This window comes from Flagellimonas sp. HMM57 (assembly GCF_021390175.1).
Taxonomy (GTDB): domain Bacteria; phylum Bacteroidota; class Bacteroidia; order Flavobacteriales; family Flavobacteriaceae; genus Flagellimonas.
This window is the reverse complement of sequence record NZ_CP090004.1, coordinates 1,282,672-1,296,295: the sequence shown is the minus strand read 5'-3', so window position 1 is coordinate 1,296,295 and position 13,624 is coordinate 1,282,672. Positions and strand designations below refer to the sequence as shown.

Sequence of the window (13,624 nt, the reverse complement as noted above, 5' to 3'; positions counted from 1 at the left end):
ATTGTCTATACTTTTACAACTTCATCTTCCACAATGGCATAAACCTCGTCTTCCTTGGTCGGCTCTAGCACAAAAGTTCCAGTAAATTCACCAAAAGCAGGTAAAATCAATTGTTGTGGTTTTTTTAAAAAACACGGGAGTTTTAGGCGCTGTCTGCCAAATCCCTGTAGACGTATGGCTGGGTGAATGTGTCCGCAAAAATTGAAGAATCCTTCTTTTTCCTCAGGATGGTGTGTCAACAAAAAACCGTCAATTTCTAATTCAGGAAATATCTTGATACTAAGACTTTCAAATTTTTCTGGAGCGATGATATCATGATTGCCAGCTACAAGAATAAACTCTGCTGGTGTTTTTCCTACCCAATTTTCAAACAGCTGCCATTCTTTATTCAACGAGGAATGAAACAAATCCCCAAGAAAACAAATTTGAAAAGGTTGAAATTCACTAACGATTTCATCCAAAAGCATAAAGTTTTTATGTATGGCTTTTTGCGGTACGGCCGCCCCAAACTTTCTGAAGTGAGCTACCTTTCCCAAGTGCACGTCACTGATCAATACCATGGATTTTTCCATCCAAAAAATTCCACCCAGCGAATGGAGTTTAAATTCTTGATTTCGGATTTGAATTGATAGGGTCATACTATAATTCCAAACTAGAAGGGTTTTGTCTAGTATCCCAAATAAGATGGATTACAATTTCGTTTGGTCTTGGTTCATAAAAAATTTTAAAATGGCCTTTGATGAGCATGTACAGGTTGGATTGATTCGTTTTTATTCCTAATAACGGATACTTAGATAAGAGTTTGACCGCTGTCTTGATTTCTTTATTAAGTTTACGGCTGTAAGTCTTTGAGCCGTTCCGTTCACAATAGAATTCAAGAAGTTTGGTAAAAACAATATCGGCCTTTGATGTCCAAACTATTCGTTTAGCCATCTATCGTTTTTTTTGAAAACGGATTCATTGGCCAGAACCTTATTTGCCTTGTAATTGGCAATACTTTCCGCAATCAGATCGGTCTCAGTTGTACTAAGCTGATATGTTGGTGTGCCTGCATGATTGCTAAGAAGTTGTTTGAACAGCAATAATGTTTTTTCATCTTCGATGGCGAGTAAATCTTTTATAATTTCATTTTGAAGTTTGGGAATGTCCATATCACAAAATTTAAATAAAGATACTAATTTTCAATAGGGCTTATTTCATCAAAATTTTAGTCATTCGTTTAATACGATCGGCCAATTTTTCATTGGATAATTTTTCGCGAAGACGATCTGTAATAATCGGGAACGAAAAGGGTGTGGGGTTTTTACAGGGTTTCCAAACGATTTCTTGATTTGCGATTCTTTCCAGTGCCAGTCGCAAACGTCCTTCCTCAAGTTGGTGCTCAAAGGTTTCTGTAAATGCCTGTTGATACAACAAGTTGTCCGCTTCAAAATCTTTAAATACATCGAACAACAGTTGCGAACTACTTTGTAAGTGTTTCATCTTAATGCCCTTTTCTGGATATCCCGTAAAGACCATACCGCTGATTACGGCAATATCCCGAAACTTACGTCTCGCCATTTCATTACTGTTCAAGCTCTTTTGTAAATCGGAAAGCATAAATTCCGTAGTGAACAAGTCATTGTCCAAAACAGCTTGTATATCAATGGGTTTATCCGAAAGCATTTCGAAGCCGTAGTCATTGAAAGCCAATGAGCATGTAATTGGGGAAAGCAAACTGATACGATAGGATAGTAAACTGCTCATTGCCTCGTGTACTCCACGGCCTTCAAAGGGATAAAAAATATGGTGGTAACCATCCCGGGTCTTAAAAGTCTCTATTAAGAACTCATTTGGCTTAGGTACAATACTCTCTTCTCGCTGTTTGGCGAACATGGGTAAGAGTGATTTTATTTCATTGGATTGTTTTGAAATCGCTAGTTCAGCAGTGTACAGTTCCTGTCGCAACAACTCTGACATTTGGGCTGAAAAACTCAGGCGTCCTCCCATCCAACTGGGTACTTTATTGGTTCTTTTGGTTGAATTGCGAACATGGGCCTGCACCCCTTTTATTCTGATGAATTCTAGATTCCTTCCGGCAAAGGTAAACACATCTCCCGGTGTGAGTTTTGAAATAAAATACTCCTCGATAGATCCAATATAACCCCCTTTTTGATAGCGAACCGAAATAACTGCATCTCCAACGATAGTGCCTATTTGAAAACGGTGCCGCATAGCGATACCCCGATTGTTCACTTTGAACTTGCCATCGGCTTCGACTTCCACTTTTTGGTATTCATCATATGTCTTGAGACTTTGACTCCCCATGACCAAAAAATTCAACAGCCATTGCCATTCCTCTTCTGAAAGTGCTTGGTAACAAAACGTTTGTTTTATCTCTTGATAGATTTCATCAGGATAAAACCCATCAGAAACTGCCAGTGTGGTAAGATATTGTAATAACACATCGTAACTATTCAAATAGGGAATTCTATCTTCCACGGCTTCATATTTAACCGCCTTCTGCATGGCGGAAGCCTCTATAAGTTCCATGGCATGGGTAGGTAGAAAGTGAATGACGCTTTCTTCACCTGGTCGATGTCCACTACGTCCAGCCCGTTGTAAAAAACGCGCAACACCTTTGGGGCCACCTATTTGAACTACAGTTTCTACAGGTGCAAAATCAACCCCCAGATCAAGGCTTGATGTGCAAACTACCGCTTTTAAACTTTCGTTACGAATGGCCTGTTCCACCCAAATTCGGGTCTCTTTGTTGACACTACCATGGTGCATGGCCATTTCACCTGCGTATTCAGGATGCTTTTCCAGTATTTTTTGAAACCAGATTTCACATTGGCTTCGGGTGTTCGTAAAGAGTAAAGTTGTTTTACTAGCGTTGATAATTGGTACTACATCCTCTAGTAAATGAAGTCCAAGATGTCCCCGCCACGGAAAAGTCTCCATTTTCTCGGGGATGATGCTCTTGACCGTGATTTTTTTATTGAGCTTGGCTTTGACCAGAATGGAGTTTTGAAATGCTTTGGAAGTTGGTCCTAAGAGTACTTCCCTTGCCTGTTCCAGATTTCCAATAGTAGCTGAAATGCCCCAAATACGTAAATCATTGCAAATGGTCTTCAATCTGGACAGGCCCAATTCCATTTGAACCCCACGTTTGGTGCCCAGCAATTCGTGCCATTCATCGACTACTATTGCCGAGCAGTCTTTGAATACTTTTTCGTAACCTTTTGATGAAAGCAACAACTGTAAACTTTCAGGTGTTGTAATCAATAGGTCGGGCATATTGGTTTTCTGTCGGGAGCGTTCCTTGGTAGAAGTATCCCCTGTACGGATTCCAACCGTCATCTGGGTATCTAAATCCTGTGTTATCCGCTCTGCGGATTGTTTTATTTCTTGGGAGAGTGCACGGAGCGGAGTAATCCAAATTGCTTTTAGGCCTTTTTTGTGCTTGGTCTTATACTCAGGATGTTTTTTAATGTAGTTCAGTACGATGGGAAACCATAGTGCATAGGTTTTTCCGCTGCCCGTTGGGGCATTAAGGAGCCCATGTTTACCTTGCAAAAAAGCGGTCCACGTTTCTTTTTGAAATGCAAATGGTTTCCAATTCTGCTGGTGGAACCAATTTTCTGCAATCTCAAAAAGTTGTTTTCTGTTCATATTCCGAGCAAAGCGAAGGAATCTGCTGATTTATTCAAGATTCCATTCCAAAGATAAATCCTTCCAATCTGGATTTATGGAGTTTATCAAATCTTCTTTTCTTTTTCTATTGCCTGATTTTAACTGTTTCTCTCTGGCAAATGCATCTTTTATCGTATCAAATTCTTCAAAATATACCAATAGATTACAATTATATCTTTTTGTGAACGAATTTGCATATTTACCATTCTTATGTTCACTTGTGCGTCTTCGTAAATCATTGGTTGCCCCAATGTATAGCACGGTTTTATTCTTATTGGTTAGAATGTAGCAATACCCTTTTTTCAAAACTTTGATGTTTTAAGTCTTTTTATACTAATGGGGTATGCTGAAATATCCTTGTTTTTTTGTTTAATTACTAAGGGATTCCTTCACTGCGCTCGGAATCAATGTCTTCAAATCCTCCAAGCTATTTGCTTCCTCAATCTTTTTGTCTTTTCGCCATCGCAAGATACGTGGAAACCTTGTTGCCACACCGCTTTTATGTCTTTTGGAAAGTGCAATACCTTCAAAAGCAATTTCGAAAACATGGTGCGGGGTTACACTCCGTACGGGACCAAAACGTTCCAAGGTGTTTTTCTTTATCCATGCGTCCACTTGCCGAAACTCGGCGTCTGTCAATCCCGAATAGGCCTTTGCAAAAGTCACCAATTCTTTTTCTCCATTTTCCTTTTCTTGCCATAATGCAAAAGTATAATCTGTGAATAGATTGCTTCGTCGTCCATGGCCACGCATGGCATAGGTAAGTACTGCATCAATGGTCAAGGGGTCGACCTTCCACTTCCACCAATCCCCTTTTTTACGGCCTACTTGGTAGTGTGAATCTTTTCTTTTAAGCATCAATCCTTCACTTCGCATTTCTCTGGATTTTTGTCGTTCTTGGGCTACTTCGTCCCAAGTATTGAACTGCAAACGTTTAGAAAGAAGGAGGGGGAGGTCACTTCGACTCCGCTCAGTGACCGAGTCGAAAGGCTCAGTGATCATTTCTTCTTTTCGGTGGTTGAGCGTAGCCGAAACCACAGTATCATAAAGTTTTTCCAATAACACCCTGCGCTCCAAAAAGGTCCTAGTTCTAATATCTTTACCTTCCCATTCCAGTAAATCATATACTTTTAAAACTACTGGGGTTTTTTGTAGCAAAGCTTTGGAAACTGTTTTTCTACCAATACGTGTCTGAAGATCATTAAAAGTTCCTAATTCACCATTGGGGTAGGGTAGCAATTCTCCATCTAAAACTGTCCCATTTAGAATCAACTTAATAAACGTTTGGAATTCCGGATATTTATCCGTCACCAACTCTTCACCACGACTCCAAACAAAAATCTCATCGTTCCTAATAATGACCTGACAGCGAATACCATCCCATTTATGCTCAATGGACCATTCTTTGACGTCACCCAGTTCGGAAACCTCGTCTTCAATAGCATATGCCAGATAAAAAGGATAGGGTTTGGAGAGATAGTCGCTTTCGTTTTCTTTTAATATCAAATCTTCAAAAGTGATGGTGTTTGGATCCCAATTGCCCATAAGTTTGTAAGCCAATACATCTTCGTCGATTTCGGTTGCTTTTGAAAGTGCTTTGGTCATTAGTTTTTGACTGACCCCGATTCGGAACCCTCCCGTAATCAGCTTGGTGAAAACAAAGCGTTCGTAATAATTGAGTTGGCTCCAGTTACGAAACAGATACTTCTTTTTTTCTTCTTCGGTTTTGGGTTTTAGCAAAATCATCTCTTCCAAAAAATTTGTTAGACTCTTTTTGGTCGATGTTTTTCCCGCTGGAATTACCAGCGCAATGGTTTCTGCCAAGTCGCCCACAATATGGTAGCTTTCCTCGAAAAGCCATAATGGGATACTTGCCAATTCTGCGGCCCATTCACGAAGTAAGGTAGTGTTAACGGGCCGTGGTGGCCTTCGATGCGAAAGTATGGCAATGGTCCAGACCTTGTCTTTAACATAGGCCTTTTGAAAATAGTCCGCCAACGCCTGGACTTTTGCATTTGTTTTGTTGGTGCTGTCCAGAGCTTTGATGAGGTTTGCAAAATCTTTCATTCGGCCTCAACTTTTGAAGTTTCTGAGGTGTTTATTTCTGCCAGCTCACCTTCATATTGTGTACTTTCCGTTCGGGCATCGTACCCAAGCTCACGTAGATATTTTGAAAATATTTCGGTGTAACCATGGGTGCAGATAATCTTTTCGGCTCCTGTGTCTTTTATGGCACTTAGCAATCCGGGCCAATCGCAATGGTCGCTCAATACAAATCCTTTATCGATGGCGCGTCTGCGACGCGCACCACGGAAGGCCATCCAACCGCTTGCGGAAGCTGTGACATAGGGTACCATTTTACGAATCCATGTGCTGCCGTGCGCCGAAGGTGGGGCGATGACGATATTTCCTTTGATATCCTCTTTTTTAGTATCTCGTGTAATCAATTCTGTTTCGGGAAAATCGACTAGGGAACGTAATACCTGGGTCATGTTTTCTACTGCTCCATGCGTGTAGATTTTTCCGATTGATGGATCTAGGTGTTTCAACAATCTCTGTGCTTTTCCTAAAGCGTATCCGAATAGAATCGAGGTATTACCTTCCGCCTTATTTTGTGCCCACCAGTTGTTGATGTTTTCAAAAACTTCCTTTTGGGGCGTCCACAAGAATGCAGGTAAGCCAAAGGTACACTCGGTAATGAACGTATGACATTTTATGGATTCGTATGGAGTGGTCAACCCATCATCTTCAATTTTATAGTCACCTGTAAAAACCCAAATTTCTCCCTTATGCTCTACACGTATCTGTGATGAACCTACAATATGGCCTGCAGGATGTAAACTGAATTTGACTCCTTGTATAGTAAATGTTTCACCCCACTCTTTTCCCGTAATATTTATTTCTCCCAATCGATGTCTTACAATGGGTACATTGCGATGGTGGGTAATATATTTTCTATGCCCCCAACGGCTGTGGTCTGCATGACCATGGGAAATAATGGCTTTGTCCACGGGTTTCCATGGGTCTAGATAAACATTGGCCGCATGGCAATAAATTCCGCGGTCGGTGAATTGTAAAAGAGGAGTTTTCATAGCAGTGTTAATTTACAAATTTAAAAAATAGCCCGCGTTAGCGATAGCAGTGAAAAACACACAGGGCATTGCAAATGCCCGAGGCTTTGTAACGGATAGCGCGACCCAAAACAAGGGTTTGGGAAACGCCAAAATAATAAACGGCCTTATTGATGGATGCTTTTAAAAAGAATTATATTTGCGCAGAAAAATTTTAACATATGCCAATTATTGATCTCTACGAGCACGGGGAAAAGCGAAAAAATCTTGCACATTTTGCAACCTTAGCTTCTTTAGCTGCCGTTGATGGGGAAGTAAATCCCAAAGAAAAAGCTGTTCTTGATAGGTTCGCCTTTAAATTGAACATTACCGATGCCGAATACAAAGAGGTAATGAAAAAGGAAAACAAGTATCCGATCGAGACGCCCCATAGCGGTGAGAAAAGATTAAAGCGGCTTTTTGAATTTTTCCAAATGGCATTTGCAGACCATACGATTGATGATGATCAGGTAAAATTGATTGAAAAATATGCCGTTGCCTTGGGTTATCCTGCCAAAGATGCGGAATGGATCATAAAAAAATCGTTCGACATTTTTGAAGGCAAGATATCTTTTGAGGCCTACCAATACGTTCTGGAACACTAGCTTCTGAGCGCCATAAATTCCTCGGCTTTTTCCACCATTTTTTTACTTCCGCAGAAGAAAGGTACGCGTTGGTGCAATTCTTTAGGCTCAATATCCATAATAGGTGTGAATCCATCGCTTGCCTTACCATTGGCCTGTTCCGCTAAAAAGGCCATAGGGTTGCACTCGTAAAGCAGGCGAAGTTTGCCTTCTTCGGCCTTGCTGCTTTTTGGATATAGGTATATGCCGCCTTTTATCATGTTTCTGTGGAAATCCGATACCAATGAGCCTATATATCTTGAAGTATAGGGTCTATCGTCTTCCTCTTCTTGGCAATATTTGATATAATCCTTTACGCCTTGTGGAAAATGTATATAGTTGCCCTCGTTCACGGAATAGATTTTCCCCTGTTCCGGGAATTCCATGTCTGGGTGGGAAAGGTAAAAGGTTCCCAGAGCTGGATTCAAGGTAAAGCCATTTACACCGTCACCCGTAGTGTACACAAGCATTGTAGAGGTACCATAAACGATGTAGCCCGCAGCAACTTGGTTTCTCCCAGGCTGGAGAAAATCTTTAATGGTAACGGGTGTTCCCACTGGTGTAATTCTCCTATAAATCGAAAAAATGGTTCCTACGGATACGTTTACATCAATGTTTGAGGAACCGTCCAAGGGATCTATCAATACAATGTATTTGTTTTGATGCTGTTTGTCAAAGCTGTTAATACTTATAAAATCATCCTCTTCTTCTGAGGCAATACCGCAAACAATCTCACGTTTGGACAATGTTTGTATGAATTTTTCATTGGCCATGACATCCAGCTTCTGCTGGTTCTCTCCTTGGATATTGGTGTCTCCGGCAGCACCAATGATGTCTACCAGACCTGCCTTGTTCACTTCGTGATTAACAACTTTAGCAGCTAATCGTAGACCATTTAAGAGCCTTGATAATTCGCCTGAGGTGTATTGAAAGGAGTCTTGGTTTTCGATAATGAACTCTCCAAGGGTCATGGTTTTTTTGTCCATATGGGCAGGTGTTTTATTTGCTGACAAATATCGGGTATTTTGTGATACTACATCGTTTTCGACGATGTAAAGTATTTTAAATTTATAACTTTGAGTTTTATTTGTAACAATATGAATCATTTAATCAGAGAAGCACAAGAAGGAGATATGGGGCAAGTCTTGGCACTTGTGCAAGAATTGGCCGATTTTGAAAAAGAGTCCAATGCGGTTGAAGTCACCAAGGCAGATTTAATTAAAGATGGGTTTGGGGATAAAAAGCTTTTTCATTGTTTTGTTGCCGAGAAAGATGGGAATATTGTGGGTATTGCGTTAGTATACCCAAGATATTCAACCTGGAAAGGGCCCGTGATTCATTTGGAGGATTTAATCGTGTCTGAAGCTATGCGAGGAAGTGGTTTGGGAACAGCACTGTTAGATGAGGTGGTAAAATATGGGCACACTCTAGGTGTAAAACGCATCTGTTGGGAAGTGTTGGATTGGAATGAACCTGCAATAAAATTTTATGAAAAACAGGGGGCAAATGTTATGCGGGATTGGGATGTTGTGCAGTTGGACGAGAAAGGAATCAAAAATTATATAGACAACATTCGATGAGTTGTCTTAAGTAAATAGAACTATAAAATACATGAGAGTTTTTAAGTTTGGCGGCGCATCTGCAAAAGATGCTAATGGGGTAAAAAATATTGTGAATGTTCTGCAACAAGTAGGTCATGAAAATACGTTGGTCGTGATTTCCGCAATGGGAAAAACGACCAATGCTATGGAAAAAGTGGTAGCTTCCTATTTTGAGGACAAGAAAACGATATCTTCATCTCTACAGGAGGTCATTGATTACCACGAAAGTATTTTAGTCGATTTATTTGAAAACAAAAGTCACCCGGTTTATGGAAAAGTGAAATTGCTTTTTGAAGAGGTAAAAGGTTTTTTGACCTGGAACAAGTCACCCAAATATGCTTTTGTATACGACCAAGTTGTTGGTTATGGTGAACTTATATCCACTACAATAGTCAGTGAGTATTTTAAGGAAGTGGGCATATCGAACACATGGCAAGATGTCCGTAATTTGATTAAAACGGACAATACGTACAGGGATGCCTCCGTAAATTGGGAACGTACCCAAAAAGAGATCTCCACCAGAATCGATGTATCCCAGTTGAACATTACCCAAGGTTTTTTGGGAAGCGATGATAACAATTTCACCACAACTTTGGGCAGGGAGGGGTCGGATTATACGGCCGCTATTTTAGCGTATTGCCTCAATGCGGATTCGGTCACGATTTGGAAGGACGTCCCAGGTGTCTTGAATGCAGATCCCAGAAATTTTAAAGAAACCCAACTGCTCGATGAGATTTCATATCGGGAGGCTATAGAATTGGCTTTTTACGGAGCTTCCGTGATTCACCCAAAAACGTTACAGCCCTTGCAAAGAAAAGAGATTCCACTTCATGTAAAATCCTTTCTTAATCCTACACAGGATGGAACTAGGGTTGCAAAGGGAAAAGGAATATCTCCTGAAGTACCTTGTTTCATCGTAAAAAAGAACCAAGTGCTCATAAAATTATCCTCTTTGGACTTTTCGTTTATCATGGAGGATAATATCAGTGAAATATTCAAACTGTTCCACCACCATAGGATGAAGGTAGATTTGATTCAGAACTCGGCTATAAGTTTCTCTGTTTGTTTGGACAACAAATTCAATGGTCTACAGGCTATGCTAGACGAGTTGAAGCGCAAGTTCAAAGTCGTATGTCATGAAGATGTTTCACTCTACACAATCAGACATTTTAATGATAAGGCGGTAAAATCACTTCAAAACGGAAGGTTGGTCCTTGTGGAACAGCGTGGTAGGGAAACTGTGCAGCTTGTTGTAAAATAAAACCTAAAATCATTTTTTGCCAGAAAGTCCAATTAGGGTATTTTTCTATCTTTACAGTTACCTAATTAATAAAATATGGGGTTGGTTTCTGCGAAAGAGGTAGCAAAAGTCATTCATCTGGACAAATACGGATTTTTGGGAACCTTTGTGGGTTGGCTGTTAATGTTGGCCACCAAAATCACTTCTATAAACCACTTTTACAATAAGAATAAATCGCTTCCTGGCAGAGCGTTCCTTGATACTATCTTGGACCACTACGAAATTGATTTTGATATACCGGAAGAGGATTTGAAGCGCCTTCCCAAAGACGGTCCCTATATTACCATCAGCAATCACCCTTTAGGAGGAATAGACGGCGTACTGCTGCTAAAATTGATGCTTCAAGAGCGAGAGGACTTTAAGATTATAGCCAATTTTTTGCTGCACCGTATTGAGCCACTGAAACCTTATATAATGCCAGTGAATCCGTTCGAAAACCATAAGGATGTAAAGAGCAGTGTCATGGGATTTAAGAACGCACTGTTGCATTTAAGGGAAGGACACCCACTGGGCATTTTTCCTGCCGGGGAAGTATCGACCTATAGGGATGGAAAGTTGGTCGTTGACAAGCCTTGGGAAGAAGCTGCACTAAAGTTGATACGAAAAGCTGAGGTACCGGTTGTGCCCATTTATTTTCATGCACGAAATAGTAGACTTTTTTACAGATTGTCCAAACTGAACGATGTCTTCAGAACAGCAAAACTCCCATCGGAACTTACTTCCCAAAGTACGCGACCCATCAAGGTAAGGATTGGACAGCCCATAGCCGTAAGTGCACAGAAAGAAGAAGAAACCTTGGAGTCTTTTACAGATTTGTTACGAAAAAAGACATACTTGCTTGCAAATGCCTTTGAAAAAGAGCGCTTAATAGACAAAGTGCCTACTACATTAAAAATCCCTAAGACGCCAAAAAAGATAGCAACTGCAGTAAGTGCTGCCGTTTTGGAAGGAGAAATAGAAAAACTACGTGAGAAGGGCTGTAGGATGTTACAGAGCAAGAATTATGAAGTTTACTTAGCTCAACAGAAAGACATGCCCTTTATTTTGAATGAAATCGGAAGGCAACGGGAAATAACGTTCAGGGAAGTTGGGGAGGGGACCAACAACGCTATCGATTTGGATGATTTTGATTCCTATTACCACCATCTTTTTCTTTGGGACGATGAAGACAAGGCCATAGTTGGCGCATACCGAATGGGGCTTGGTTCGCAAATTTTTAAACAGTATGGAATAGATGGATTTTATCTTCAGGACCTGTTCCGTTTTGAGCCAGAGTTGCATGGAATGATGGAAAAGTCCATTGAAATGGGGAGGGCTTACATCGTAAAAGAATATCAACAAAAGCCAATGCCCCTATTTTTACTTTGGAAGGGTATTGTGCATACGACCCTACGGCATCCCGAGCATAAATATTTGATTGGCGGGGTAAGTATTAGTAATCAGTTCTCCAATTTCTCAAAATCTTTGATGATCGAGTTTATGAAATCAAACTACTGGGACCCATATGTGGCTCAATATGTTCATCCCAAAAAGGAATTTAAGGTCAAATTGAAGGATGCGGACAAAGAATTTATTTTTGATGAGACCCAGGCTGATTTAAACAAATTTGATAAACTCATCAACGAAGTAGAACCTGGAAGCCTTCGTTTGCCCGTTTTGATTAAAAAGTATATCAAACAAAATGCAAAAGTGGTTGCTTTTAATGTTGACCCGTTGTTCAACAATTCGGTCGATGGATTGATGTATATTAAAATTGCTGATTTGCCCGAGAGCACTGTTAAGCCTGTAATGGAAGAATTTCAAGCGGAATTGGAACAAAAAATGGCAGAAGGAAATAATCCAACTGCCACATACTGAACAAGACTTACCAGATCCTAGTTCAACAATTCTTCTTTTATAAAGTCCTGACAAAACTCTTTGATTTCGTTTCTGGCCTTTAGAAATGCTTCATGTTTTTTGCCTTCTGTTCCTATCACTTTTGAAGGATCAAAAAAGTTATGATGTATTCTTTCAGCATTTTCTGCGGGGATAAAAGGGCAGTTTTCCTTTGCATGGTCACAAACCGTGATAATGAAGTCCCATGCTATTCCATTGTATTCATCCACATGGTTAGAGGTATGCGACGAAATATCTATTCCATCCTCCTTCATTATGGCGACCGCACCAGGATTTAATCCGTGTGTTTCTATGCCCGCACTGTAAACGTTTGCCAAGGCGTCTTGAAAATAATTCAAATACCCATGTGCCATTTGGCTTCTACATGAGTTTCCTGTACAAAGGACCAATATGTTTTTCATTTTTTTTGATTTGATGATTACTGTATTCCGATAATTTTACTTCGTCTTTCGAACAACAAATTGTCTTTCCAATTATTATTTATTTTACCTACGCGCTCACGCTTGCCGATATATCGAAAACCAACTTTTTTATGGAGTGCTATGCTTGATTCATTTTCAGGAAAAATACTGGATTGCAGCGTCCAAAACCCTTCTTTCTCACTTTTATCGATCAATTGATGCATCAGTTGTTTGCCAATGCCCTTTCCTTGGTTTTCCAAATCGATATAAACACTGACCTCGCCTATACCTCTATAAACATACCTATGGGATACCTGTGATAGTGCTGCCCATCCCAAAATGGTATTTTCTTTGACTGCTACCAATCGACATTTAGCTGTATGTGCGCTATCCCAAACGGGGTAGTCCGGAACTTTTTGCTCAAAAGTTGCGAAGCCCGTAGCAATTCCTTGTGCATATATTTGGGCTACTTCTTCCCAATCGGATCTTTTCATTTCACGAACATGCATGGTAAAAAGTTAACAGCAACCGCTTCCCGGAGCGCAGCTGTTTTTTGATGATGGTATGATTTCTGTTTCCGTCTCGACTATTCCACAGGTTTCTTTTGCCTTGCAATCGGTTTTTTGGACAGATAGTTTTAAAACCAATGAATTCTTGTCCATGCTATAATCGTCAACAAAAAGTTGTGCTGTGTGAAAAGCTTCGTTGCTATATTCAAACTTGATTTCCGCATCCCTCACCATAGGTTTTATTCGATCTACCTTATTGAGAATGCCCAAAGCTTTGTAAGCTGACATAAATTCTTTTTTCTCTTTTTCCTGGGGGCTTTCCCAAAGTTGTACAATGGTTTCTTTCCAATAGTCTGTTCCAGCACCACAATCTACAGCGTCTATCACGATATTTTTTATTTCCGTGATATGGTAGTTTGCACCCACAAATTTACCCTTGGTATATTCAAAAAGTAAGCTCTTGTCTTGGTGTTGTTTTAATAACGATAAAAAATCAGCAGTGTTCATAA

At 40.2% G+C, this 13,624-nt stretch carries 15 protein-coding genes; 4 read left to right on the top strand and 11 right to left on the bottom strand.

Translation table 11 applies throughout. The features are described 5' to 3' along the window. Positions 1–5 precede the first annotated feature (5 nt). The 7 genes from pdeM to LV716_RS05710 all read right to left on the bottom strand — a co-directional run bounded on the left by pdeM (position 6) and on the right by LV716_RS05710 (position 6,767). The gene (gene pdeM / locus LV716_RS05735) at positions 6–638 is read right to left on the bottom strand and encodes a ligase-associated DNA damage response endonuclease PdeM (protein WP_163416801.1); all 633 of its coding nucleotides are present in this window, start codon (positions 636–638) and stop codon (positions 6–8) included. Position 639: 1 nt separating this feature from the next. Then, on the bottom strand, positions 640–933 hold the full coding sequence (locus LV716_RS18530) for a type II toxin-antitoxin system RelE/ParE family toxin (protein ID WP_163416800.1): 294 nt from the start codon (positions 931–933) through the stop codon (positions 640–642). Then, positions 918–1,151 (bottom strand): hypothetical protein, encoded by a 234-nt coding sequence (locus LV716_RS05730; protein WP_163416799.1) that lies wholly within the window; start codon positions 1,149–1,151, stop codon positions 918–920. The genes LV716_RS18530 and LV716_RS05730 overlap by 16 nt, the downstream gene beginning before the upstream one ends. Positions 1,152–1,191: 40 nt before the next feature. After that, positions 1,192–3,654: a ligase-associated DNA damage response DEXH box helicase gene (locus LV716_RS05725; protein WP_163416798.1), complete on the bottom strand. Its 2,463-nt coding sequence runs from the start codon at positions 3,652–3,654 to the stop codon at positions 1,192–1,194. A gap of 30 nt (positions 3,655–3,684) precedes the next feature. Then, complete coding sequence (locus LV716_RS05720) at positions 3,685–3,981, bottom strand: GIY-YIG nuclease family protein (RefSeq protein ID WP_163416797.1); 297 nt, start codon at positions 3,979–3,981, stop codon at positions 3,685–3,687. A 63-nt stretch (positions 3,982–4,044) separates the two neighbouring features. Then, on the bottom strand, positions 4,045–5,742 hold the full coding sequence (locus LV716_RS05715; protein WP_163416796.1) for an ATP-dependent DNA ligase: 1,698 nt from the start codon (positions 5,740–5,742) through the stop codon (positions 4,045–4,047). Then, positions 5,739–6,767 (bottom strand): ligase-associated DNA damage response exonuclease, encoded by a 1,029-nt coding sequence (locus LV716_RS05710; RefSeq protein ID WP_163416795.1) that lies wholly within the window; start codon positions 6,765–6,767, stop codon positions 5,739–5,741. The genes LV716_RS05715 and LV716_RS05710 overlap by 4 nt, the downstream gene beginning before the upstream one ends. 200 nt (positions 6,768–6,967) lie before the next feature. Here LV716_RS05710 and LV716_RS05705 point away from each other — a divergent pair, with 200 nt between their 5' ends. Then, positions 6,968–7,390, top strand: a complete 423-nt coding sequence (locus LV716_RS05705) for a TerB family tellurite resistance protein (protein WP_163416794.1) — start codon at positions 6,968–6,970, stop codon at positions 7,388–7,390. Here LV716_RS05705 and fbp read toward each other — a convergent pair. Beyond that, positions 7,387–8,394: a class 1 fructose-bisphosphatase gene (fbp, locus tag LV716_RS05700; protein WP_163416793.1), complete on the bottom strand. Its 1,008-nt coding sequence runs from the start codon at positions 8,392–8,394 to the stop codon at positions 7,387–7,389. The two genes, LV716_RS05705 and fbp, sit on opposite strands and share 4 nt — an antisense overlap. A gap of 111 nt (positions 8,395–8,505) precedes the next feature. Between fbp and LV716_RS05695 the strand changes: the two genes are divergently transcribed. The 3 genes from LV716_RS05695 to LV716_RS05685 all read left to right on the top strand — a co-directional run bounded on the left by LV716_RS05695 (position 8,506) and on the right by LV716_RS05685 (position 12,166). Then, on the top strand, positions 8,506–8,988 hold the full coding sequence (locus LV716_RS05695; RefSeq protein WP_163416792.1) for a GNAT family N-acetyltransferase: 483 nt from the start codon (positions 8,506–8,508) through the stop codon (positions 8,986–8,988). Between the two features lie 31 nt (positions 8,989–9,019). Next, positions 9,020–10,270, top strand: a complete 1,251-nt coding sequence (locus LV716_RS05690; RefSeq protein WP_163416791.1) for an aspartate kinase — start codon at positions 9,020–9,022, stop codon at positions 10,268–10,270. Positions 10,271–10,345: 75 nt separating this feature from the next. Beyond that, positions 10,346–12,166, top strand: coding sequence for a lysophospholipid acyltransferase family protein (locus tag LV716_RS05685; RefSeq protein WP_163416790.1), 1,821 nt, complete (start codon positions 10,346–10,348; stop codon positions 12,164–12,166). 17 nt (positions 12,167–12,183) lie between these two features. Here the strand turns inward: LV716_RS05685 and LV716_RS05680 are convergent, their stop codons facing one another. The 3 genes from LV716_RS05680 to LV716_RS05670 are packed head-to-tail and all read right to left on the bottom strand — an operon-like array spanning position 12,184 to position 13,622. Continuing rightward, positions 12,184–12,606 carry an arsenate reductase ArsC gene (locus LV716_RS05680; protein ID WP_163416789.1) on the bottom strand — a complete coding sequence of 141 codons (423 nt, stop codon included), beginning with the start codon at positions 12,604–12,606 and terminating at the stop codon, positions 12,184–12,186. A gap of 17 nt (positions 12,607–12,623) precedes the next feature. Beyond that, the gene (locus LV716_RS05675) at positions 12,624–13,100 is read right to left on the bottom strand and encodes a GNAT family N-acetyltransferase (protein WP_233759241.1); all 477 of its coding nucleotides are present in this window, start codon (positions 13,098–13,100) and stop codon (positions 12,624–12,626) included. 24 nt (positions 13,101–13,124) lie between these two features. Beyond that, a complete protein-coding gene (locus LV716_RS05670; protein ID WP_163416787.1) occupies positions 13,125–13,622 on the bottom strand; it encodes a DUF6428 family protein in 498 nt (165 codons plus the stop codon). Positions 13,623–13,624: the final 2 nt, after the last annotated feature.